This window comes from Halanaerobium sp. ST460_2HS_T2, assembly GCF_003337665.1.
GTDB classification, from domain to species: Bacteria; Bacillota; Halanaerobiia; order Halanaerobiales; family Halanaerobiaceae; genus Halanaerobium; species Halanaerobium kushneri.
The window spans coordinates 1-20,389 of sequence record NZ_QPJF01000009.1 but is presented as its reverse complement, the minus strand read 5'-3'; the positions used below and the strand labels follow the sequence as shown (position 1 = coordinate 20,389).

Genomic DNA, 20,389 nt, shown 5'->3' with positions numbered 1-20,389 from the left:
TATTTATATCTTTTACTTCAGAAATCGATCAGGTAACCTGTTTATAATTTCCTGATATCTTATCATTTCAAAACTTTTATTCCGCTCCCCAACCTTTTTGCAGCAATTTGGTATTAATAACTCCTGGATGTAGGCAGTTAGAGGTAATTTTATCTAATAATGAAAGCAAATGAAGTGTTAAAATAAACTGAGAATGATAATTGACAGCTATAGTCTTTTCTATCTGATCTTCACTATATTCTAATTTATTTTGATAAATTCCCGCATTATTGATCAAAACATCAATCTTCTCTTCTTCCTCCAACAGCTCCAGACTTAAATCTAAAACCTGCTGCTGTGACTCCAAATCAGCTATAGCAATTTTATCATTTTAAATTATATTAACATAATAATTATTTTAGTTAAAACACAAATACAGCCTAAAATTAAGTATATTGAAAGTTGATTATTTCATTCTTTAATCGAATAATTTCTCTTTATCAATCCTTAACTGCATAAACTATTCTTTCACCATCATAAATGCTGATTTCTCTGCTGCTTAAATCAGAATACAGCTTTTGATACTCATCCTTTCCCACATCTTCTATTAGTTCTAAACCTCGTGAATTTAAGATCTCTTCAATTTCACTGCTTTTAAGGCCGGTTTTCCAGGGAGAACCCATCTCTTCAACAAAAGAGATGATTTTTTCATCAACTTCAGATCTTTCAGAACCAACAACTACTTCCTTTTTCACATAACTAAAAACTACTCTGCTTCCACTCTTTAATTCAGCAAAATAATCGATTACTTTATCCACCGCTTCTCTTTCCAGATATTGAGTAACACCTTCCCAGATCAAAAAAGTTTTCTTATTCTTATCAAAATTATTTTCCTGCAGCACCTCATTTAAGTCTCTTTTTTCAAAATCAATTTCTACCAAATTAAGATATTCAGGAAGATCCTGATATAACTTTTTTAATCCTTTTTTCTTTTTGGAAAGAGTCTCAGGATGGTCTACTTCAAAGACTTCCAGATTTTCCAACCCTTCAATCCTGATGGACCTTGTATCAAATCCTGCGCCAAGAATTAATAACTGCTCCATCTCTTTTAAGTTTTCTCTTAAAGTGTCATCAATATATCTTGTTCTGTATAAGAGATTGCCAATTACGCCAGGCAGTTCTTTATCTCTTTTAGCAAATATCATCTCTCTTAGAGGAGAAAACTTCATCAGCTTTAAAAACAGTTTCCAGAGAGGAGGCATTAAATAAAATGCTGCTCCATCATAAAAGAGTCTCTCATCTTCGGGATAATATGATTCTGCTGCTCTAAGTGCAGCATTTGATAAAGCAGAATAGCTTTTATCTTTCATTATTTTTGCCTCCCTGTCAATTATTTTTTATTGTTTTTTTATATCATCCAAAAAAGAATATTTAATAATCTAACATAAAAAGAATATTTAAAACTTTTTAAAAAAATAGGGGTAGTAAATGTAAAAGTAGATAGAGAACAATAATTATTTTAGCAATCTGAGCCAGATAAAAAGAAAAGTTTCTGTTTCTATTTTTATCACTTTTAAGTTCTCGACTCTGATCTGCTTCTTTAATTTCTTCTGTAGCCTCTATATTTAAACTTTCCAGCAGTTCTTTAGCCTCTTTATAATCCTTCTCTGCAACATAAAGTTCTATATTGAAGGCGGAATAGCCCATATAAAGCATAGTATAGTCCCCGGTTTCATCGTGGCGCACAATAAGCTCAATCCCGTTATCATTGAGTAAGGCCTCTATCATCTCTGCTTCGCGGGTCCCGGTTGTTATTAAATGCTGCAGTTTAAATTCAGCCATTGTTTTAGCTCCTTAAATTTTTATTAAATCTAATCTTCAATTAAATTGTTTTTCACTAAGTCAGTTTCAGTTAAAACTTTTATCCCATTTTTTATTAATAATTCAGCTGTGAGACCTCTGCCGCTGATTAATGTACCGCTAAAAGTTCCGTCGTAGATTTTTTCCGAGCCGCAGGAGGGACTTCTCTGCTGCAGTAATGCTTTTTTGGCTTCCACAATTTTTGCTATTTTTAAAGTTTTTTCTGCCCCCAGTTTAAATTCAGCTGTTAGATCTTTACCCTTTTCAGTTACAACTTTTTTCCTGCCTTGATCATCAATAATAATTTCGGAGGGATCTCTGGGAGTCGGGAGTCCTCCCAAAACTTCAGGACAGACCGGAATTGCCTTTCCTGTTTTGACTAACTCTGCAACTTTTTTATTTAAGTTATTTTTGCCGTCATAGCGGCAGTTAATTCCTGCCAGACAGGAACTTACAAGAAACATTTAATCACCTTCAATCATTAATTTTTAACGCTTAAATCCACCTTCAGAATTTATAATTTCCCCGGTAATCCATTCAGCATCTTTTGAGGCCAGAAAACTAACCAGTCTGGCTGTGTCTTCAGGTTGACCGATTCTACCCTGCGGAAACTTTTTCAATAACTCCTCTTTCAGCTCCTGACCCATCCAGCCGGTATCTGTAGGACCCGGATTAACAGCATTAACTGTTATTCCTTTGGGAGCTAATTCAGCTGCCAGAGAGATGGTTAAGGCATCCACTGCTCCTTTGGTAGCTGCATAAGCTATCTCATTTTCCATTGGTCCTTTAAACTGACCTGAACTGAGATTAATTATTCTGCCGCCTCTTTCTTTTTCTGCGCCCCAAGGCATCTTTCGATCATAATCAAGCCAGTAAGTAAAAAAAATATCTGCACCATCTTCTGCTAATTTCCTGGCAATTGCTGCGCCAATTCCCTGCATCCGGCTGGTCCCTGTTATTAGGGCAGTTTTATTGTTAAGTCTTTTCTCTAACATAATACTATCACCTGTTTTTATTTATTATTAATTACTGAGATTTATAAACTCTGATCAATACTGCCGTCAGGCAGCATATTATCAGGATGATATTCACCGCGCTCTTCCATTTGATAGCGCTGACAGCTTTTATTATCACCATGACAGTAGTTTTCAACCCACTTTTTATCTATTTTACCAGCTTCATAAAATCTCTTCATCGGACAGACCGGATACCATTTGCAGGTCATAATTAGCCTCCTTATTTCTCAACTATTCCGCTGCCGTCAAGCTGATAATAACTGCTTTCAGCACAGTCCCTGCATAAAACTTTATCATCTTTTTGAACAGCTTTGGCAGCCATTAATCTCTCCCCACACTTACTGCATTCAGCATCAGCAAAGATCGGGGCATAATCAGGTAGTTTGATTTCAGCATTTTCTTCAATTTTAAAGTATTTATCAGGATCTGCTTCAATTATTTCAAAAGCTATCTGCTGCCAGAGTTCCTTCATTTTCTGCTGTTCTTTTTTGCTGCCTCTTCTTTCTGCAATAACTTTTTTAAATAATTCAGCTGCTTCTGGATATTCCCGTTCAATAAAATCTGGATCTTTGAGATAATATCTAAGATTTTCTGATGAATTTTTTCTTTTGACAAAGGTGACAGCTGTCTTTCCAAAATCACGATAGATAATTGAATTATTGCCAAAGGTAGTACCTGCGACATATTGAATACCATCACTAAAACAGCTGTTAGATTCCACTACAGCCAGTAAATCCTCCATTCCATCATTTTCTGCAACAAGTCTCTTTAAGGCATCTGCAGCAGCCAGCACTCCCAGGGCAAGAAAGGGACAGTAATGTCCGTGCAGTTCTCCCGTCTTAAGCAGTAAATCATGAAGATTCTGATATCTGATCAATTTATTAATCCTGTAGCGCGGTGTCTTCTTCTGCAGAGATAGAGTTGGCTGATCCATAAATGAGGCGTAAGGTTTAATATCAATAACTGGAGTTCCATCTATCGCATCAAGTCCATAGACATGCAGTTTATTACCCTCTCTTTTCAATAATTCCACAGTTGTAATCCCAATCGGTGTTGGTCTGCGGGGACTTCTGGAGGTAAAGAGACCTCTTTCCGACCCCTTTCTTCTTTTGCTGATTAGGTCATATCCTTCCGATTTATGAAAATAGAAAAGGATCTGCAGGTATTCATAATCTTCTATTTTGTCAAGACCATCCAGGTATTCTTCCTCAACCTCAATTATACTTCTATTCTTTTTCATCTCATCCGGACCAACAGGTTCCTTATATTTACTTCTAACTTCTGCTATTTTTTTAACTTTCATTTTTGTCTCCTTAATATCAAATTTTCATTTTAGTTTTTCTGAGCATCCTTAATACTGATTCTTCATCGACATAGTTATCTACTCTATTGAGATCAATCCATTTTAAATTCTTAGATTCGCTGCTCTTTTCTAATTCTTCTCCAGCATCTGCTTGCAATAAAACTCTTAAGTCATAGTGAAAATGCTCAGCCTGCTTTTTAACTGCAGGAATTTTATGAACATCAAGATCAAATATTTTCTGCTCAACTACTGAAAGTGAATTTAAACCAGATTCTTCTGCAGCTTCTCTTAAAGCAGCTTCTTCAATTAATTCTCCCTCTTCTAAATGTCCACCCAGTTGAATCCATTTATCTAGTGCCTGATGATGGTGAAGTAGAACCTTATCACCCTGATGATTGACTATCCAGGCAGAAGCTGTTAAATGCCCTTTAGAATTAGTTCGCAAATAGTCATCTTCATTATTAGCTAAAAAATTTATAATTTGACGCTTATATTTTTTCTCAGCTTGACTGTTCGGCTTATATTTTCTAATTTCCTCTAAAATTTTTTGATGGTAATCCAACTTAAAGATTCTCCTTTTCTATTATATATAATTCTTGATTAATTTTATTTTCCCTGTTTAAAAATCAAAGAGCCGGGAAATCCCGGCTTTCTTTATAACAATTATTTTTAAAATTAAAGATCAAAATTATTTTCTGATTTTTGTTCCGCTGTAAGTAAAGGCATCACTATTCATATCGAGGCGGTCATCTTTGATTTCAGCTATAATATTACCGCAACTTTTACAGAAAAAGTTTTTACCTTTAACTTCTCCATCATAAAGCCTTGTTATTTTGCTCTTCCAGCAGCGGAGAACTCTGCCCTGGCCAATTTTTTTGTATTTAAATAATTTACTTTTGCATTTTGCACATTTAATTGTCAGCATGATATCAATCCTCTGGCTGATTTAGATAATAATTTTTGCGGGCAAAATATATTAAAGTCATCCAGATCCCAAAAGGTACTAAAGTTAAAGCAACTAAGAGAATATTAACCCAGATATTTATTTCCATATGTCTTGAGTAATAAACCAGTGCAATGACATAAAAAATAACAGCAGCTGTACCGATGAAATATAAATTACTATTACTACTAAGTATTATGTTAGAAATGATCAAAATAAGTATCGATGTTAAATATAGTTTACCTGCTTTATTTGAAACAAAAGCATTAAATATTGATTTTAACATTATCCCGCTCCCTCCTGTTTTTATAATTAAACTTAAAAGATAAGCCTGCTCCAGACTCTGGCTTTCCAAATAATCAGCCAACTGCTTCATTTTAAACTTTGTGCTAATTTTAGTATATCATATCAGCTCAGTTAACAAAATAATTTCTATTTGCTATTTTTTTGGACTGATAATTTGATCAAAGTTTTTAATAAAAGCATTACTAAAGCAGCTGTCAGAAACATTATATTTAAACCCCATCGGTCAGCAATAAAACCAATAATTGGAGCTGAAACCACAATGAAAACAGTTCTAAATTGCGATTCGATAGATAACATAGTTGCTCTTTCCTTTTCAGCTATGATATTGGCAATATAATCGAGCATCACCGGTCTTCTCATACTTCTAAGAACATAGAATAAGATAAACAAAAGAATTATAAAATAAGTAAAACCGCTGTTGATAATTAAGCCGATCAGAGCCATTATACTTACTGTTAAAATATAGACAATATTTAGAGCTTTACCTGTATCTGCAAAAATTCTTTTCAGCTTAAAGGCGCTGCGGCTGGCAGCGGAACTGAGTAGATAAATCACTGCATAGGACAGGCCAAGCAGAGCTGAAAGTCTTTTTTCTTCTCCGTAATTCAGCATCAAAGGCAGGGCAATCAATTCTATTTTTAAAATCGGCTGCAGATAATCTTTTAGAACCTTAAAAAATCCATCATAAATACCTGAATTTATAATTCCTTTCCGCAAATCCTGTAAATTAAATAACAGTCTCTTTAGACTGTCGATTCCAGCCAGAAAAAATTTCTTTAAATCTAAATTTCCATTTGTTTTTCCATCCAGGTAAGCCGGATAAGTAGAAATTAAAATAAAGTCCAGAATATAGGGGATAATAGAAAATAAAAAAATCAATCTGTAGTTTGATTCTACAAAAACTATAAAAGCTCCAATTAAAGCCGAAATGGCTGAACCTATCAGTGAATAGGATTTAGTTCTTCCATAAACTTCCGACTTTTTATCGGCAAGCCCTCTGCGATCAAGATATAAAAAAATAATAGCTTTGTGGGTTCCACTTCTAAATGCCTCAGCTATACCAAAAAAAATCACTGCCAGAATCATAACCAAATAATTTAAAGCCAGGTAAAATAAAATAAAAGAAAAAATATAGAAAATAAAACAGATCTGCAGGCTTTTTTTACGGCCGTACTGATCAGCAAAAATACCTGATGGTACTTCCAGTATATTTTTAGTAATTTCTCTGATTGAAATGAGGGTTCCAATCTGAAAATAGGAAAAACCAAGGCTGAGAAAAAATATATAAAGAAATGGCTCAAAGAATTTAAGGTTTTTTAGCAGACCATAAAATCCAAATTTTTTGATGTTTTTATCTTTTTTAATATCCATAATTATTCCTCCGGGAATAATATTATTTTAATAATTTGCACAGACAGCAACAGCAGTATCAGCTGCTTTGTGCCAGCAGACCAAAGCTTAATTTATAAAGAAAATAATCAAAACTGTTCCCCGACAGGTTGCCGAAATTAATCATTCTGACTGCTAAGTTAATAGTTTCAAATTTTTCTCTTCCATATTCAGCCTTAACCTTATCCATCATTTCCTGCTCAGGCTGCCCTTTCTTTTCTGTCCAGTGCTGAGCGTAAAATAAAGCCAAAGTTTCTTCTTTCGGACAGTCTTCTAATTCACCTGCTAAAAGAGAATTAAGTTCAGCCTGACTGATACCTGCCTTAAGAGCCAGTTTTGAATGATAGTAGGAACAGTAGCGGCAGCCGTTGACCTCCGTTACAGCCATCATCAGCCTCTGCCTGAATTCTGCATCCAGCAGTTCTCCTGAATCTAATTTCTTTATCTGATCTCTATTTTTGATAATAAATTTTAATTCTTTAATAAATTCTCCGAAACTGTTGAATCTTCGCTTTTTAAATTTTTCCATATTAACTCCTTTAATTTAAATATTATCTTTTATATTTCAATCAGCTCTAAATATTGATTAAAATTAGTTCTATTACTGTCATCAGAATGAGGCCCATTCTTTTGTTCTTAATTTTTCTCCGAAAAAGAGATAACCAGCGGCTGTGATTAAAACAATGCTGCCTACACTGAATATTGGAAAGACATTATTCAGTTCCATAGTTTTAATCTGGTTGAAAAGCTGTTTTGGTAAAACAGGCAGATTTTTTTGGGCATTCTATCACTTCCTGGTTTCTATTATATCAAATCAAAAAATAATTAAAACTTTTTCTAACAAAGTGTTGACATATGTTCAAAATTAATTATATAGTAGGATTGGTAAATAATAAATAGAAAACTCTGGGGGAATTGGAATGTTAACTTTTAAACAGGCAGTAATACCTGTGATTACAATGGTTTTATTGATCTTATTTTCTGTTCTATTCTGGGAGGCACCGATTCAGATTGCTCTCTTTTTTGAAATAATAATTATTATAGCTTTAGCCTTATACTGGGGCTATAAGTGGCAGGAAATTGAAGAAATGCTTTTTTCAAGTTTTAAAAATATAGGTAATGTAATTTTAATTTTATTTTTACTGGGAATGATGATCGGACTCTGGATTGCTGTAGGCACAGTACCGACAATGATCTACTTCGGGCTGCAGACTATCAGCCCCAGATACTTTTTTATCCTTTCTTTTATTTCAACTTCTCTTGTTTCAATGGCAGTTGGTACCGCTGTGGGAACTGCAAGTACAATCGGACTGGCCTTAATCAGTCTGGCCCAGACAATGGGGCTTAACCCTGCCTTAGCTGCAGGAGCAATTATTTCTGGATCTTATGTAGGAGACAGAATGTCACCAGTTTCTTCAATTGCTATTATCACAGCTCACAGTTCAGAAGCCCGGCTAATGGATATGATTTACCATATGCTCAAAACTGCAATTTTACCTTATCTAATTACAGCTTTAATTTTTCTCTTTATTGGATTAAACAGTTTTTCCAGCATGACAGCTGCAGTTAATTTAGATTCTCTGATTAAACTTTTAAACAGCAATTTTCAGATTTCCTACTGGCTTTTACTGCCTCCAATTTTAATCATTATTCTGGCCATCTTAAAAATACCAACAATTATTAATCTTGCACTAAACATTCTATTTTCTTTAGCAGTGGGAATATCTTTAACACAAAGAGGCTGGTCAGAACTTTTAAATATTATGTTTAGAGGTTTTAAAAATAAAACTGGGGTGGTCTTCATAGATAATATACTTAGTCGCGGCGGTTTAACAAGTATGCTGGAGCTAATTTCGCTAATTATTTTTGCTGTTCTTTTAGGAGGACTCCTGGAACAAATGGGAGTTTTAAACAGTCTCTTAAAACCATTTATTCATCTAATTAAGAAAAAAATGCATCTGATTACTGTAACGATCTTTGCAGGTATAATTTCTGCTGCTCTGGGCTGCAATCAGTTTCTGGGAGTATTTCTGCCGGCTAAAATGCTGGGAAAAAATTACGACCAAATGAAGGTTAAAAGAAAAGAACTGGCCAGAGCCCTGGGAGATTCCGGCCTCATATTTTCACCCTTAATCCCCTGGAATGTTAACGCCTTAATGATGACAGCAGTTTTAGGAGTGACAACAGTAGAATATTTTCCCTATGCATTCTTTCCACTCCTGATGCCCTTTTCTAATCTATTAGTTAGCTATGTTGAGGAAAATTTTTAGTCCAACATTAGCAATTAAAATAAAAGAGATTATCAAAAAAAGTTTAATATCCTGTGGAGTTAACAAAGTATAAAATCATCTTATCTTTTTAGCAATATAAAAGCCATAACTTAAATAATTTTTATACTTTTTATAGAGTCTTATTTCTTCTTTTTCTTTCTCTATCAATTGCCCGGCTGCTGCTGAGTAATTATGTTTTTTAAGAAAATTGTCAAAACGTTCTTCCATTGGTTTGTAATAACTATCAATCCAGCTTGATTCTGGCAAACAGAAATATCCAACTGGTGAGAAACCATTTTTTTCTAAGATTTTAATTTTGCTTGAAGCTGTATCAATTTCAGGATATTCACTATTCCAGTGTTCTTCTATTGCAACCGGTCTGGAATTGGTGAGCCAGGTTATCTCACTTACTGCCAGATAACCGCCTGTTTTTAAAAACTCTTTCCAATACTTGATGCCTGCTTCAAATCCCATAATGTAAACTGCTCCTTCAGACCAGATAATATCAAATTCTTCACGGTCAAAGGGCAGATCATCCATTGATTTTTTTAAAGTATTGATTTTATGAGCTAAGCCCAGTTCTTCTGCCCTTGAATTTAATTCATTTAAAAATTCAGTAAATAAATCAACAGCTGTTATCTCTCCTTTAATATTTTTAGCCAGAGTAATTGTCTGGGCACCTGTACCACAGCCAATGTCTGCAACTTTTAAATTTTTATCTTCATTTAGCTCCATAAAGCTCAGTGCTTTTATTGTATCCTCAGTATTGCCTGGCCCCTGTCTTTTACCCTCTATATGAAAATCAAGCAATAATTCAAGTTCTGTCATATTAATTTCTCCTTTTTAAAAGATTAATATTAATAATTTTTTATATGACTTCTATTCTGCAAATGCAATTCTATCTTCTTTAGCAATCTTTAAAATAAAATTAACACCCTCTAAAATCAATCAAGACTTAGAGGGTGCTTTAGTCTATTAAAGTTTAATTTCCTAAAAATATATTTTATTAGAAAAGCTATTTAACTACCATTACTGCCTGTTTTGCATGTCTAACTACCTTATCACTGGTTCCACCTAATAAAAAACTTCTTTTTTCGTCTTTTTTATCAGCCAGAATAATTAAGTCAAAATTATTTTCAGCAGCAAAATTACAGATTATTTCAGCAGGGTGTCCATAATGAATTTCCTTTTTTACTTTTATGCCTCTTTTTTTAAAAAAATTTGCTTCTTTGTCCATTACTTTTTTTTATTCGTTCTTTAATATTCTCTTCTTTTACAGCTTCAGTAATTACTGTTATTAAAGTAACTTCTGATTCAGGATTAATCAAGTCTGCGGCAATATGAGATGTTTTTTTTGACTTTTCCGTTCCATCCACACCGACCAGTATTTTTTTCATTTTACTTCCCCCCTCTTGCTGTACAAAAAGATTATTCCAATACTATTATAATTCATCATCTATAATAGAATTCCTTTATCTTGATCCTGCTAAATCTATAATCTTGTCAATTTAAATTACAATAAGGGGAATGAATCTAATCCTTTTTCAGTAAAGATAAATATTTAGCAGAAATCTTATCAGTTAGATAGATATTTGCTGCTGTTTTATAAAAGTTCTGTCCTTCCTGATGAGCTTTAAGAGCTTTAATCTTAAAAATTACCGGTTTACTGGTTCTTCTCAGAGCCACCTTCTCAGCTTCTTGTATCTCAACACTTAAGTGGACATAATTTCTTTTCATCGGTTTGAGACCAGAAGCAAGAATTATATCTTTAACCTCAGGTCTGGTACCATGATAGAGAATTTTAGGTGGCTTAACGGCTCTGTAATCTGGATTAACTCCATCAATGCTGTGGCCATAGCTTGCTCTGATTCTTTTCCTGCCATCTAAAAATCTGAAACGCTCCTTGGAATCATTCTGGACCAGCTTTATTAAGTCATTCTTTGTTATATTTTTATACTTCTTACTCAATGCCTGCAGAAGTTCATCTGTTTTAACAGAAGCATCTGCTGCCAGTTTTAAGTCAAAATCTTCCGGATGATGGCGCAGAATATAAGAGATAGTTTTGAGAGTTTGGTTTTGTTCATAATGATACCTCCAACTTTAAGTTCAATTTAGTCCTCTCTCTGTATATTTTTAAACTATTTTCTGCTTCTCATATATCATATTCAAGCTTTTTATAAATATAGCCTCTTTATCTAATATTTTTCTAATGTCGGTGTATTGTCTAATAATATTATAAAATATTTATAGTAATTATACCAATACATAGAAATTTCTTTTTTATCTTTATTTTAGCTCTCTGACTGTAGCAATTACTTCTACAACTCTTTATTTTCTGAATGTTTTTTGTTATTATATAATTGAAATAAAAGACTATAAAAGCCTAGATATAAAACTTAATCCAGCTGATTAGTTTTTGAGATTAAGAAAGGAGGCTTAAATTTATGGAAAAAGAACTGCTTATTAAATCTGCCTTTGAAGACGGTGGCTTTATTCCTGAAGAATACACAGCAGACGGCAGAGATATTTCTCCTCCGCTGATAATTGAAAATGTGCCTTCAGATGCAAAAACTCTGGCTGTTATTGTTGATGATCCTGATGCCCCAAACGGTAATTTTACCCACTGGCTGATCTGAAATATTCCGGCAGATATCAGTAAAATTTCAAAAAATATTGAAAGGAAAGAAAAAGTTAAAGAACTAAATGGAGCCACACAGGGAAAAAATGATTTTAATGAATTAGGCTATAGGGGACCGGCACACCACCCAGTGGGGTCCACACTTACAGATTCTATGTCTATTCTCTTGAAGATCAGCTTGATTTAAAGGCTGGTGCGGACAAAGAAACACTGCTAAAGGCAATGGAAGGTCATGTACTGCCGAGGGTGCTTCATAAATATCCAGTGTTTTAAATATCTCAAAAGCTTCTTTACAATTAAAGTATAACACATAGATGTGACAGCATTATGTTGCAAACGAATGTTTATAATAAAAAAATACGTAAAATTATGAAAGCACCTGCCATAATTAACAGGTGCTATTCATTTATAATTAAAAGCTTATTTAATTTGATTCAATTTCTTTTTCAAATTCAAAAGTCATCCTGCCGAGTTCCATTCCACTCTGAGCAAAATAAAGTTTGATGTAATTATTTTTACTCCAGAGGGTTATTTCTTTTTCTACTGTCTGCCACTCGCCAGTACCATTGATTGTAATCGTTGAATCCAGCTTATTATTAATAAATAAGGAAACAGGTACCTGAGCAACTTCTCCTCCACTGGCTTTCAGTTCAAGCTTCAGCTTATAAATTCCTCTCTCATCTCGAATTATGCCAAAGACAACCGATTCTCCTTTGGCAGTATTCACATCTGAGAGGTCAATGGCATCTACCTCAGTCAGATCATAATATTCCATTACATTTGTTGGTTCTTCAATACTTTCTTTTGCAGCTGCTTCTTCTCCAGTTCCACTTAGTTTTCTTTCCATCACAGCTGAATCCAATATAAACTTAAGGATATTGGCCGCGTTTCTCTGCAGCTCGCCTCTCGTGATCTTCCCTTCGGCCAGGCCTTTTAAGGTATTATCATCACAGCTATTTTCTTCTGGATTCTCACAGACCATATAGAGATCATTCTGAGCTCGAACCATCGGAATAGTATTTCCTTTTCTGGCTTTTTCGCCTTCTTCATTGATTCTGGCCCACCAGTCGGTCATTACAATTCCGTCAAAACCCCACTCTTCCCGCAGGATTGTAGTCAGAAGATCATAGTTCCCGGCAGTCCAGATTCCATTTAAGCCGCCATATGTAGACATAATGGAAGCTGCTTCTCCTTCTTTAACAGCTATTTCAAAGCCCTTCATATAAATTTCTCTTAGGGCTCTTTCAGAGACCACAGAATTCACATCATGTCTGTGAGCTTCCTGATTATTGGCCACATAGTGCTTGATAGTTCCAGTAACCTTATATTTATTCATTGCCCTAAGCTGAGCGGCAGCCATTTTTCCGGTCAGCAGCGGGTCTTCAGAAAAGTATTCAAAATTCCGTCCATTTAAGGGTGTCCGGTGGATATTCATTCCCGGTCCTAAGATAGTTTCAATATGATTTGCCAAAAGCTCCTGTCCCATCAGGTCAAATAATTTAGCTACTAAATCTAAATTAAATGTACAGGCTAAAGAGGTCCCATTTGGCAGACTAAACGCAGTTGTGCCGCAGTCCATTCTAATTCCGGAAGGTCCATCAGCACAGCAGGCGGCAGGAATTCCAAAATCAGTCAGATTTTCACTTACACCACCAAAAGCTCCAGCTGTACCGGGAGTTACTCTGGGAGAATTCATTCCTTCACCCCGCATCAGACAGGCCAGATCCTCGTCACTCAGCTGAGCAATAAAATCTTCTAAGGATGCTTTTTCCTGATAAACATCTTTTAACTTTATTCCCTGATCACCTGTATAGGGAATTGCTTCCGGTCGTTTGACAGCTATCCGCTGATCTAAATCTATAGTTCTCTCTGGTACTTCCTCTTCAGTCATTCTGCCATCTGAATCAACTTTTAAGCGTTTAAAGGACTCTACCGGTGCACATGCTTCTTTAAGTTCTTTTATGAGCTCCAGAGTTTCGATTTCAAAACTTCCGGCAAGTTCCGCCTTTCTGACATCACTGCCAGCATATATCTTATATTCACCAGCTTCCATTACATATGAAGATTTGTGGCCTGTTATCCCGCTGTCATCATAGGAAGCCAACTGTTCTTTTCTAAAGCTCAAACTTAATTTCTGGCTCTGACCCGGCTCCAGTAAATTGGTTTTAGCAAATGCTTCTAAAGTCCGGGCTGCTTTACCTAGTTTACCCAGAGGCTTAGCTGCATAAACCTGTACTACTTCTTTACCGGCCAGATCACCGGTGTTTTTGACTTCAAGCTCTACAGTAAGTGAATCTTCTCCTTCCTTAAAGGAAAGAATATCAATTTCAAATTCTGTATAGGAGAGTCCATAGCCAAAGGGATAGATAACCCTGTCTTTGGCTGCTGTTTCAAAATATCTGTAACCCACATAAATATCTTCTTTATAAATTAAAGTATCCTTATTTCCGAAATCATCCATAGAAGGATAATCTGAAATATCAACTGCAATTGTATCACTGAGCTTACCGGAAGGATTTACTTTCCCTGTCAGTACATCTACAGTTCCATTTCCACCTTCCATACCTCCATGCCAGGCATAGAGTACAGCTTCGGGCTGATATTTATCGACCCATTTCATATCGATAATATTACCCACATTTAAGACTACAGCTACCCGATCAAAGGCTTCACATACACTGGCCAGCATCTCTTCTTCAGTATCTGTCAGCAGATAACTGCCTTTAGTTGCTGAATTATCTTTATCTTCCCCTGCAGTGCGGCCGAGAATAACAACTGCCAGATCAGAGTCTGCGGCTGACTTTTGGGCCAGTTCAGTACTGACCGGCATCTCTTTCTGTGTCCAGGGTTCCTGAGCCCAGCCCTCACCGTGGTCAAAGGGATTATCTTCCAGCCATTCTTCATATGTATCGATCAGCTCCTGATTAAGATCAAGCTCATCGTTTAATTTTAGGGCATCTAAAATCCCCACTACATATTCAGTATTAACAAGTCCCCCAGAACCGGTACCACTCTTATAATAATCAAATTGAATTCTACCAAAAACAGAAACTTTTTCTCCTTTTTTAATTGGAAGTGCCTGCTTTTCATTTCTTAAAAGCACACAGCCTTCTGCAGCTGCCTGTCGAGAAATTGCTGCATATTTTTCCAGATCAAGTTTAACTTTTTCCATTTGAATTCTCCTTACTTCTTTATTTAGTAATTGTCCCTATAATTAGATCCTTAAAATTTTATAAACAACAATATTATTGTAACATAAAACGATTTAGGAAGTAAACAGTTTTATGACTAAAGTCGGTAAAAATTGAAAGCGCTTTCTTTAATTTAATTAAGCAAAACAAATCCGGACTAATAATGACTTAAAATTTCTTTAACTCTCTTTACTTTCTGAATATCAGTCAGCTTATATTCAGACTCTGAAATACAGTCGCTATTAAATTTAAGCTTCTGCTTAAGCATTGACTTATCTACCTTTTTATTGAAAGCTGATAAATGTACCTCTCTGCAGTTTGTCTGCTCAATGATTTCTTTTAAATTATGTTCTCTAATCCCTCCACCCAATAATATTTCCAGCTCTTCACCAGCATATGCTATAATTTCTTTTGCCAGCTGCAGATTATCAGCAACTTTATTAGCCTGAGCACTAGTTAAAACTCTGTCCATCCCAATTTCCTTAATTTTATCCAAGGCAGCAAAGGGAGCAGGAACTATATCAAAAGCTCGGTGAAAAACAGTTATTTTATCTCCTGCAATATCCCTTAAAATTTTATTTCTTTTAAGATCAAGTTCTCTATTTTCTTTAAGTACTCCAAACACAAGGCCATCTGCTCCAGATTCAACTGCCAGTTCGGCCTCTCTTTTCATAACTTCAAATTCCATCTCAGAATATGAAAAGCCTCCACTTCGAGGCCTGATCATTACCATCACTGGAATATTGGTTTTAGCTTTTACCATTTCCAAATCAGCAAGGCTCGGTGTTAAACCGCCATAGGCAATAGCCGAATTTAATTCTACCCGATCTGCACCACCTTTAAAAGCATTAACTGCGTCTGCAGCTGAAGCACAGCAAATTTCTAGTTTAATCATTGTATTCTCCTTATTTAATATTTTAACCCTGGAATAATTCTAATAAGAATAATTTGAAAGCTTAATTCTCTAAATGTTATTTTTTAATTTCTCCCGAGGTAATTATTTTATTTAAGATAGCTCTTGGGTTTTGTAAAAACTTTGAATAAGAAAAGTTAAACTGATCATTTTTTAATTCCAGTAAAAGTTCATTCTTTTTTAGGTTGAGCTCAACTTCTCCTATCTTAATGCCCTCAATTTTATCGATCTGATCTAAATTGTTGTTATTTAGCTTAAACCTTATATTTTTCTTGAGCCGCTTTAATTCGAGCCAGATTCTCCATTCTTTTAAGGAACGAATACTTAGTTCAGGCAGGGTATCAGCCTTTTTTAAAAGCATCAGATTGGAATAAATATGGCTGCCATTGACTCCATAACCCTCAGATTTAATTTTTTTACCAAGCTGCTGCCACTGCATCCCGGTAGCGGTGCATAGTGTTGATGTCATCCTCCTCTTCCGGACCAGGAATCCCTTTGTGGCTTCTAGCATAAGGAGTCCCATCTTCTGCCTGATTGAGCTGATATTTAGCATCAAAGATAAATTTGTACTGATGCTCAGAATCTTCTTTGCTTAAAGATAAAATATTATCTGGTTTCTGATTGGTGGTAATTCCATCTCCAGCTGCAGTGTTGTAACTTAAAGTGAATTTCTCCCCCGTAATTGGATTTTGATATTCAACCTCTGCCAAGCCTCCTTTAGATAAAGTTACATTAATGCCGCTGTAATCTAATTTAATAATATTATTTTTTAGCATCTTATATTTATCCTGCAGCAGGCTGTTTAACTTTAAAAAAGTCCAGTATTCATAAAGCTGCCAGAGCTCTTTAATTGAAAGTCTAAAGATATCTCCGTTTAGAGAAAGTCCCTTTAAAAGCATCAAGTAATATTTATATAATTCTTTATAGCCGGGGGCCATCTGCAGCACCAGAGAAATTGAATTGATTTTCTGCAGTTCGCCCACTTCAGCTAAAAATGAATGTTTGGGCTTTAATTTTAACTTTCTAATCATTTTATCAATCTTTTTAATCAGATCCTGATCCACATTTTCTCTTTTCACTTTTAGATAATTAATCTTAAAATGTTTGAGCCTTTTAATTAATTCTGAAAAGCTCCACTTGATAAACTTATTTTCAAAGTTATCATAGCTCAATTTCTTTTCTACTGCCAGCATCTTTTCCAGCAGCTTAAGTTCTTTGTCATATGGCGGCTGTTTTTATTTAGCCACTAAGGCTCTGTCTCCCCACTCTTTTTACATTGGAGGCTGGTCGGACATTTCTTTTTTTAATAATCTGATGGTGGGGTGATTCTTCTACTCATTTTAAAGCTTTAAATAAATCAGCAAATATATTTTCAATAATTACAAAGAATTCAGATTTAGAGATGTTCTGTTTTTCTGCAGTGTTCATATTCTGATAGGTCTTTCTTAAAAAATCATAGGCTAAATTATATACTTCTTTATTTACTTCCTCTATTAACTGCTGATAGTCTTTTTGATAGTCAATTTTACTGGAAAAGACCTCTAATTTGAGAGTGAAAATAACCTGAGACTTACTTCTGATTTCAAATTCAGAATAACCTATATCACTGCCAAAGTTAATGCTGCCGTATAATACATTTGGATTGTCATTTGGATGTGATAGAGATCCCTGATTTCTCGGTTAGGATGGTAGATGTCAATTGGCATTTCTGATTCTATATAAAAATCATAGTTTTGATATTCAAAAAAGAGAGGGTAATTTTTTATGGAGTTAAACTGGCTCAGTTTGAGCTTGTTTTTCTCTGGTTCATGGTATTTAAAGTCAAAGTTTTGGTCTAAAACTGAGCTAAAACTGACTGCAGCCTGAGCTTTATTTGCTTCTGGAAATTCCTTTTCGTGATCAGAATGCAGGGGCTTACCCTTGATGTTTAGAGAGAGGTTGTCGTTTTTAATTGTGATTAGATCTATCTTTTTTACTGCCATTTTATCACCTGAATCTCTATCGATTATTTAAGAATTAACCCCAAAAGATAGCGGTTGGATCTTCATCTACTTCATTAACCAGTTTTTGAAAATCAGTAGTAGCTTCAATATTATCATATTCATACCATCTACCTGTATGCCTCCACCAGTATAAAGACCATTTATTATTATCCTGATTAAATCTAAACTGAGCAATCTTCATTTCAACCCATTCATCTGTATTTTTATAATGGGGACGCTTTTCAATTAGTGTCACACTATTACCTCTAATCTTATAATCCAGCTTAATCTGATCTTTAACTCTTTCTGGAATACGCTCATCGCAAAATTTGTCCAAATTTTTTTCAACTCTTTTTTTCAATAATTCATTTAAAGCCATTATAATCAACTCCTAACTATCTATCTTGTCTATTTACAAACCAGACTGAATAATCATGCAGCAATTGATAATTTAAAGAATTCTTATTTTCTGTTTCTAATTCTGACAGAGATAAATAAAAAATATTATTATCATCAATTCTCCTAACTTTTGCTACAATATCAGCTTTATCTATTATCCACTTTGACTTTAAATCACTATCTAAATCAATTAGTTCAAATTGCTCCCTGTATGAAGGGTGACTCTTTTTAAGTCTTTCAGAATCTTCTTTAGGTCCTCAACCCCAAACATAAAATTCTTCCCAGTTGAAATCTTCTAGACCCTTAACATAACATGGAAAATAAAGTTCTTTTTTTAATAATTGCCGTATATTTCTAGTGATTCTTGAAATGGTTTATATAATTGACCAAGAATATTTTTTATTCTTTTATATTGTTTATCCAAATTATTTGATATTATTTTAAATACTTTCAATGAATATTATTTTTTTGTCACAATTCAATATCTGTATTATTTTCAATTATTCTTGATAATAACAATTAAAAAGGTACATCAAAATCATCTTTATCAAAATTTCTGCTGCTATTATTTTCTTCTTCCTCTTCCCTGTATTCCCTCTCATATTCTTCCCAGGTTATTCCGTATGGAACAACCGGCTATGAAATAATAATCAGCATTCTGCCAGTCATCAAATTCTCTTGTTTTTAAATCACCTGGGTCATCGAAATTTTCCTTTTTTGCAGCTTCTTCCTGTCTTTTTTTAAGTTTGTAAATCTGCTCTTTATATTCTGAATCTATCTCATGACCCAGTAATTCAAGTTCATTTATTGCACAGATTTTATCGACCCCAAACCAATTGCTGTAACCTTTGACTAGATTTTTACCGTCATAGGTAGGAATCCACTTTTCTGCAGCAGCCAGTCTCTGTTTTTTATTATATCTTTTTCTTTTAGGTGCAACCATTGATATTCCTCCAATTAAAAGTAATCACTGTCTTCTATTTTCTCAATTAATGATTCAAGTTCCTGGTAGGCTTCTGTGTTGATCTCACTTTTATCTATTATTCCATTGACTATAGCTATGGCTACAAAATGATCCTCCATATCATAGCTGTTATATTTTTTGAAGATTTCTCTAGATATCTTATTATGAAAATTGTGTATTTCACTGTCCAATTCAAAAGGATCCAGCTCTTCTTTTTCCCACTGCTTAAATTTTAAATTCAGATCAACTAAAGCTTTTTCTAGTTCCCTCTCATGAGCGAGAGCTGCCAACCGTCTAATTTCTTTTTTAGTTTTTTTGCTGAAATCATACATTTTTAACTCCTTTTTAAAAGCCTTGAGAAATAATCAAATTAATTATATCTTTCTAATCTTTCAGGAGCAATAAACATTTCACAACAACAATTCTAATAAGGATAAACATTGCCGCTATTAACTATATAATACTTCCCATTCTTCTTCCCTAACTCAAGAAAGACAAAAAAATCTCTTTCCGCAAGATCAGTTATTTTTTTAGGAACTATAACTGGACCTATCTCTTCTCCAGCCTCCATATAATCTTTAACCCATAATTTACCCGGCTTTATTTTGGTGACAGCATAATTACCTTCCTCATAAGAACTATATTTATTAAATTCATTTTTTATTGATTCATCATAAATTAAATCAGACAATTCAGCTGCTTTAGGCAGACTATCTTTTTTTTCGTTGATTGTAGAATAAATGATATCAAATTTTTCCTCAGTAATATAATCATTATTTTTCAACCATTTACTGAAGCGGCGCATTACTGTAGCTGTCTTTTTCATTAAATATTTTTCAGCCATTACTTTTCTGATCATAAAATCAGCCATAAAGTCATCTATCTGCATACTACTCAGCTGATCAATTGAATACATCTCACAATAGCTCTCCTCTCCATAAATCGCTTTCTCTTCAAAATTATCCTGTTCTTTCGCCGGTAGATGCATATAAGCATAGCTATTTAAATAATCTTCAAAAAGAGATATTACATTACTATAATCATTATAAGTACGCTTGCTTAACCTCTCCTTCTGATCTGTTAAGAAATCATCTAATATTTTCTTTAAGTTATCCATTTATTAACCTCCTCCTTTTTTTATCGTTACGTCAAATCTAATAGTTTTTTTAAAAATATTAATAGTTATCATAATTATCAGTTTAGGAATCTGCACTAAATGCAGGAATCCCTCCCCCT

28 protein-coding genes and 1 pseudogene are annotated in these 20,389 nt (G+C 34.3%); 3 read left to right on the top strand and 26 right to left on the bottom strand.

The window, feature by feature from the left end:
* Positions 1–76: 76 nt before the first annotated feature.
* From DFR80_RS05765 to DFR80_RS05710, 12 genes are all read right to left on the bottom strand, one after another.
* Complete coding sequence (locus DFR80_RS05765; RefSeq protein WP_233493743.1) at positions 77–346, bottom strand: SDR family NAD(P)-dependent oxidoreductase; 270 nt, start codon at positions 344–346, stop codon at positions 77–79.
* A 133-nt stretch (positions 347–479) separates the two neighbouring features.
* Positions 480–1,349, bottom strand: a complete 870-nt coding sequence (locus DFR80_RS05760) for an SAM-dependent methyltransferase (protein WP_114489436.1) — start codon at positions 1,347–1,349, stop codon at positions 480–482.
* A 97-nt stretch (positions 1,350–1,446) separates the two neighbouring features.
* Positions 1,447–1,821, bottom strand: a complete 375-nt coding sequence (locus tag DFR80_RS05755; RefSeq protein WP_076545995.1) for a DUF2007 domain-containing protein — start codon at positions 1,819–1,821, stop codon at positions 1,447–1,449.
* A gap of 29 nt (positions 1,822–1,850) precedes the next feature.
* Positions 1,851–2,303, bottom strand: a complete 453-nt coding sequence (locus DFR80_RS05750) for a DUF523 domain-containing protein (protein WP_114489435.1) — start codon at positions 2,301–2,303, stop codon at positions 1,851–1,853.
* Between the two features lie 24 nt (positions 2,304–2,327).
* Entirely contained in the window at positions 2,328–2,834 is a 507-nt protein-coding gene (locus tag DFR80_RS05745; protein ID WP_114489434.1) for an SDR family oxidoreductase, read from the bottom strand.
* Between the two features lie 41 nt (positions 2,835–2,875).
* On the bottom strand, positions 2,876–3,064 hold the full coding sequence (locus tag DFR80_RS05740) for a uracil-DNA glycosylase (RefSeq protein WP_076545992.1): 189 nt from the start codon (positions 3,062–3,064) through the stop codon (positions 2,876–2,878).
* Positions 3,065–3,075: 11 nt separating this feature from the next.
* A complete protein-coding gene (tsaA, locus tag DFR80_RS05735; RefSeq protein ID WP_114489433.1) occupies positions 3,076–4,158 on the bottom strand; it encodes a tRNA (N6-threonylcarbamoyladenosine(37)-N6)-methyltransferase TrmO in 1,083 nt (360 codons plus the stop codon).
* 16 nt (positions 4,159–4,174) lie between these two features.
* Entirely contained in the window at positions 4,175–4,720 is a 546-nt protein-coding gene (locus DFR80_RS05730; protein WP_158537684.1) for an NUDIX hydrolase, read from the bottom strand.
* 126 nt (positions 4,721–4,846) lie between these two features.
* The gene (locus tag DFR80_RS05725; protein ID WP_114489431.1) at positions 4,847–5,083 is read right to left on the bottom strand and encodes a hypothetical protein; all 237 of its coding nucleotides are present in this window, start codon (positions 5,081–5,083) and stop codon (positions 4,847–4,849) included.
* 4 nt (positions 5,084–5,087) lie between these two features.
* Positions 5,088–5,387 carry a hypothetical protein gene (locus tag DFR80_RS05720; RefSeq protein ID WP_076545988.1) on the bottom strand — a complete coding sequence of 100 codons (300 nt, stop codon included), beginning with the start codon at positions 5,385–5,387 and terminating at the stop codon, positions 5,088–5,090.
* A 146-nt stretch (positions 5,388–5,533) separates the two neighbouring features.
* Positions 5,534–6,778, bottom strand: coding sequence for an MFS transporter (locus tag DFR80_RS05715; protein ID WP_114489429.1), 1,245 nt, complete (start codon positions 6,776–6,778; stop codon positions 5,534–5,536).
* Between the two features lie 58 nt (positions 6,779–6,836).
* On the bottom strand, positions 6,837–7,325 hold the full coding sequence (locus DFR80_RS05710; protein WP_114489428.1) for a carboxymuconolactone decarboxylase family protein: 489 nt from the start codon (positions 7,323–7,325) through the stop codon (positions 6,837–6,839).
* Positions 7,326–7,716: 391 nt separating this feature from the next.
* Here DFR80_RS05710 and DFR80_RS05705 point away from each other — a divergent pair, with 391 nt between their 5' ends.
* The gene (locus DFR80_RS05705; RefSeq protein WP_114489427.1) at positions 7,717–9,066 is read left to right on the top strand and encodes a Na+/H+ antiporter NhaC family protein; all 1,350 of its coding nucleotides are present in this window, start codon (positions 7,717–7,719) and stop codon (positions 9,064–9,066) included.
* A 75-nt stretch (positions 9,067–9,141) separates the two neighbouring features.
* Here the strand turns inward: DFR80_RS05705 and DFR80_RS05700 are convergent, their stop codons facing one another.
* The 4 genes from DFR80_RS05700 to DFR80_RS05690 form a co-directional block, all read right to left on the bottom strand.
* Entirely contained in the window at positions 9,142–9,894 is a 753-nt protein-coding gene (locus DFR80_RS05700; RefSeq protein ID WP_114489426.1) for a class I SAM-dependent methyltransferase, read from the bottom strand.
* A 187-nt stretch (positions 9,895–10,081) separates the two neighbouring features.
* Positions 10,082–10,303: a universal stress protein gene (locus DFR80_RS15355; protein WP_233493742.1), complete on the bottom strand. Its 222-nt coding sequence runs from the start codon at positions 10,301–10,303 to the stop codon at positions 10,082–10,084.
* A complete protein-coding gene (locus tag DFR80_RS15350; protein ID WP_233493741.1) occupies positions 10,278–10,463 on the bottom strand; it encodes a universal stress protein in 186 nt (61 codons plus the stop codon). Before DFR80_RS15350 ends, DFR80_RS15355 begins: the two co-directional genes overlap by 26 nt.
* A gap of 136 nt (positions 10,464–10,599) precedes the next feature.
* Positions 10,600–11,112: an RNA 2'-phosphotransferase gene (locus DFR80_RS05690; protein WP_233493746.1), complete on the bottom strand. Its 513-nt coding sequence runs from the start codon at positions 11,110–11,112 to the stop codon at positions 10,600–10,602.
* A 398-nt stretch (positions 11,113–11,510) separates the two neighbouring features.
* On the opposite strand from DFR80_RS05690, the gene DFR80_RS15455 reads away from it, so the two are divergent.
* Together DFR80_RS15455 and DFR80_RS15450 are read left to right on the top strand one after the other, a co-directional pair.
* Positions 11,511–11,702: a YbhB/YbcL family Raf kinase inhibitor-like protein gene (locus tag DFR80_RS15455; protein WP_255417017.1), complete on the top strand. Its 192-nt coding sequence runs from the start codon at positions 11,511–11,513 to the stop codon at positions 11,700–11,702.
* Between the two features lie 182 nt (positions 11,703–11,884).
* Positions 11,885–11,977 (top strand): annotated as a pseudogene (locus tag DFR80_RS15450) (hypothetical protein); the annotation flags it as partial.
* Positions 11,978–12,128: 151 nt separating this feature from the next.
* Here the strand turns inward: DFR80_RS15450 and DFR80_RS05680 are convergent.
* From DFR80_RS05680 to DFR80_RS05635, 10 genes are all read right to left on the bottom strand, one after another.
* Positions 12,129–14,876 (bottom strand): glycoside hydrolase family 3 C-terminal domain-containing protein, encoded by a 2,748-nt coding sequence (locus tag DFR80_RS05680; protein WP_114489424.1) that lies wholly within the window; start codon positions 14,874–14,876, stop codon positions 12,129–12,131.
* Between the two features lie 176 nt (positions 14,877–15,052).
* Positions 15,053–15,790: a copper homeostasis protein CutC gene (locus DFR80_RS05675; RefSeq protein ID WP_114489423.1), complete on the bottom strand. Its 738-nt coding sequence runs from the start codon at positions 15,788–15,790 to the stop codon at positions 15,053–15,055.
* 76 nt (positions 15,791–15,866) lie between these two features.
* Complete coding sequence (locus tag DFR80_RS05670; protein WP_076545978.1) at positions 15,867–16,247, bottom strand: hypothetical protein; 381 nt, start codon at positions 16,245–16,247, stop codon at positions 15,867–15,869.
* The gene (locus tag DFR80_RS05665; RefSeq protein ID WP_076545977.1) at positions 16,225–17,001 is read right to left on the bottom strand and encodes a DUF2357 domain-containing protein; all 777 of its coding nucleotides are present in this window, start codon (positions 16,999–17,001) and stop codon (positions 16,225–16,227) included. The genes DFR80_RS05670 and DFR80_RS05665 overlap by 23 nt, the downstream gene beginning before the upstream one ends.
* 142 nt (positions 17,002–17,143) lie before the next feature.
* Positions 17,144–17,389, bottom strand: a complete 246-nt coding sequence (locus DFR80_RS15565) for a DUF2357 domain-containing protein (RefSeq protein WP_369862628.1) — start codon at positions 17,387–17,389, stop codon at positions 17,144–17,146.
* Positions 17,390–17,406: 17 nt separating this feature from the next.
* Positions 17,407–17,790: a hypothetical protein gene (locus tag DFR80_RS05655; protein ID WP_076545976.1), complete on the bottom strand. Its 384-nt coding sequence runs from the start codon at positions 17,788–17,790 to the stop codon at positions 17,407–17,409.
* A 34-nt stretch (positions 17,791–17,824) separates the two neighbouring features.
* Positions 17,825–18,169 carry a DUF3024 domain-containing protein gene (locus DFR80_RS05650; protein WP_076545975.1) on the bottom strand — a complete coding sequence of 115 codons (345 nt, stop codon included), beginning with the start codon at positions 18,167–18,169 and terminating at the stop codon, positions 17,825–17,827.
* Positions 18,170–18,787: 618 nt separating this feature from the next.
* The gene (locus DFR80_RS05645) at positions 18,788–19,132 is read right to left on the bottom strand and encodes a hypothetical protein (protein ID WP_076545974.1); all 345 of its coding nucleotides are present in this window, start codon (positions 19,130–19,132) and stop codon (positions 18,788–18,790) included.
* 14 nt (positions 19,133–19,146) lie between these two features.
* On the bottom strand, positions 19,147–19,485 hold the full coding sequence (locus DFR80_RS05640; protein WP_076545973.1) for a hypothetical protein: 339 nt from the start codon (positions 19,483–19,485) through the stop codon (positions 19,147–19,149).
* 92 nt (positions 19,486–19,577) lie between these two features.
* Complete coding sequence (locus tag DFR80_RS05635) at positions 19,578–20,270, bottom strand: hypothetical protein (protein WP_114489422.1); 693 nt, start codon at positions 20,268–20,270, stop codon at positions 19,578–19,580.
* Between the last annotated feature and the right edge of the window lie 119 nt (positions 20,271–20,389).

What these genes read in the sequence shown, in the direction of transcription:
- DFR80_RS05745 (WP_114489434.1), bottom strand. Translation starts at nt 2,834, where the DNA reads ATGTTAGAGAAAAGACTTAACAATAAAACTGCCCTAATAACAGGGACC.
- DFR80_RS05710 (WP_114489428.1), bottom strand. Translation starts at nt 7,325, where the DNA reads ATGGAAAAATTTAAAAAGCGAAGATTCAACAGTTTCGGAGAATTTATT.
- DFR80_RS15455 (WP_255417017.1), top strand. Translation starts at nt 11,511, where the DNA reads ATGGAAAAAGAACTGCTTATTAAATCTGCCTTTGAAGACGGTGGCTTT.
- DFR80_RS05645 (WP_076545974.1), bottom strand. Translation starts at nt 19,132, where the DNA reads ATGGTTGCACCTAAAAGAAAAAGATATAATAAAAAACAGAGACTGGCT.
- DFR80_RS05705 (WP_114489427.1), top strand. Translation starts at nt 7,717, where the DNA reads ATGTTAACTTTTAAACAGGCAGTAATACCTGTGATTACAATGGTTTTA.
- DFR80_RS05725 (WP_114489431.1), bottom strand. Translation starts at nt 5,083, where the DNA reads ATGCTGACAATTAAATGTGCAAAATGCAAAAGTAAATTATTTAAATAC.
- DFR80_RS05635 (WP_114489422.1), bottom strand. Translation starts at nt 20,270, where the DNA reads ATGGATAACTTAAAGAAAATATTAGATGATTTCTTAACAGATCAGAAG.
- DFR80_RS05715 (WP_114489429.1), bottom strand. Translation starts at nt 6,778, where the DNA reads ATGGATATTAAAAAAGATAAAAACATCAAAAAATTTGGATTTTATGGT.
- DFR80_RS05655 (WP_076545976.1), bottom strand. Translation starts at nt 17,790, where the DNA reads ATGGCAGTAAAAAAGATAGATCTAATCACAATTAAAAACGACAACCTC.
- DFR80_RS05670 (WP_076545978.1), bottom strand. Translation starts at nt 16,247, where the DNA reads ATGCAGTGGCAGCAGCTTGGTAAAAAAATTAAATCTGAGGGTTATGGA.
- DFR80_RS15355 (WP_233493742.1), bottom strand. Translation starts at nt 10,303, where the DNA reads ATGGACAAAGAAGCAAATTTTTTTAAAAAAAGAGGCATAAAAGTAAAA.
- DFR80_RS05680 (WP_114489424.1), bottom strand. Translation starts at nt 14,876, where the DNA reads ATGGAAAAAGTTAAACTTGATCTGGAAAAATATGCAGCAATTTCTCGA.
- DFR80_RS05755 (WP_076545995.1), bottom strand. Translation starts at nt 1,821, where the DNA reads ATGGCTGAATTTAAACTGCAGCATTTAATAACAACCGGGACCCGCGAA.
- DFR80_RS05740 (WP_076545992.1), bottom strand. Translation starts at nt 3,064, where the DNA reads ATGACCTGCAAATGGTATCCGGTCTGTCCGATGAAGAGATTTTATGAA.
- DFR80_RS05675 (WP_114489423.1), bottom strand. Translation starts at nt 15,790, where the DNA reads ATGATTAAACTAGAAATTTGCTGTGCTTCAGCTGCAGACGCAGTTAAT.
- DFR80_RS05760 (WP_114489436.1), bottom strand. Translation starts at nt 1,349, where the DNA reads ATGAAAGATAAAAGCTATTCTGCTTTATCAAATGCTGCACTTAGAGCA.
- DFR80_RS05650 (WP_076545975.1), bottom strand. Translation starts at nt 18,169, where the DNA reads ATGGCTTTAAATGAATTATTGAAAAAAAGAGTTGAAAAAAATTTGGAC.
- DFR80_RS05665 (WP_076545977.1), bottom strand. Translation starts at nt 17,001, where the DNA reads ATGCTGGCAGTAGAAAAGAAATTGAGCTATGATAACTTTGAAAATAAG.
- DFR80_RS05750 (WP_114489435.1), bottom strand. Translation starts at nt 2,303, where the DNA reads ATGTTTCTTGTAAGTTCCTGTCTGGCAGGAATTAACTGCCGCTATGAC.
- DFR80_RS05700 (WP_114489426.1), bottom strand. Translation starts at nt 9,894, where the DNA reads ATGACAGAACTTGAATTATTGCTTGATTTTCATATAGAGGGTAAAAGA.
- DFR80_RS05720 (WP_076545988.1), bottom strand. Translation starts at nt 5,387, where the DNA reads ATGTTAAAATCAATATTTAATGCTTTTGTTTCAAATAAAGCAGGTAAA.
- DFR80_RS15350 (WP_233493741.1), bottom strand. Translation starts at nt 10,463, where the DNA reads ATGAAAAAAATACTGGTCGGTGTGGATGGAACGGAAAAGTCAAAAAAA.
- DFR80_RS05640 (WP_076545973.1), bottom strand. Translation starts at nt 19,485, where the DNA reads ATGTATGATTTCAGCAAAAAAACTAAAAAAGAAATTAGACGGTTGGCA.
- tsaA (WP_114489433.1), bottom strand. Translation starts at nt 4,158, where the DNA reads ATGAAAGTTAAAAAAATAGCAGAAGTTAGAAGTAAATATAAGGAACCT.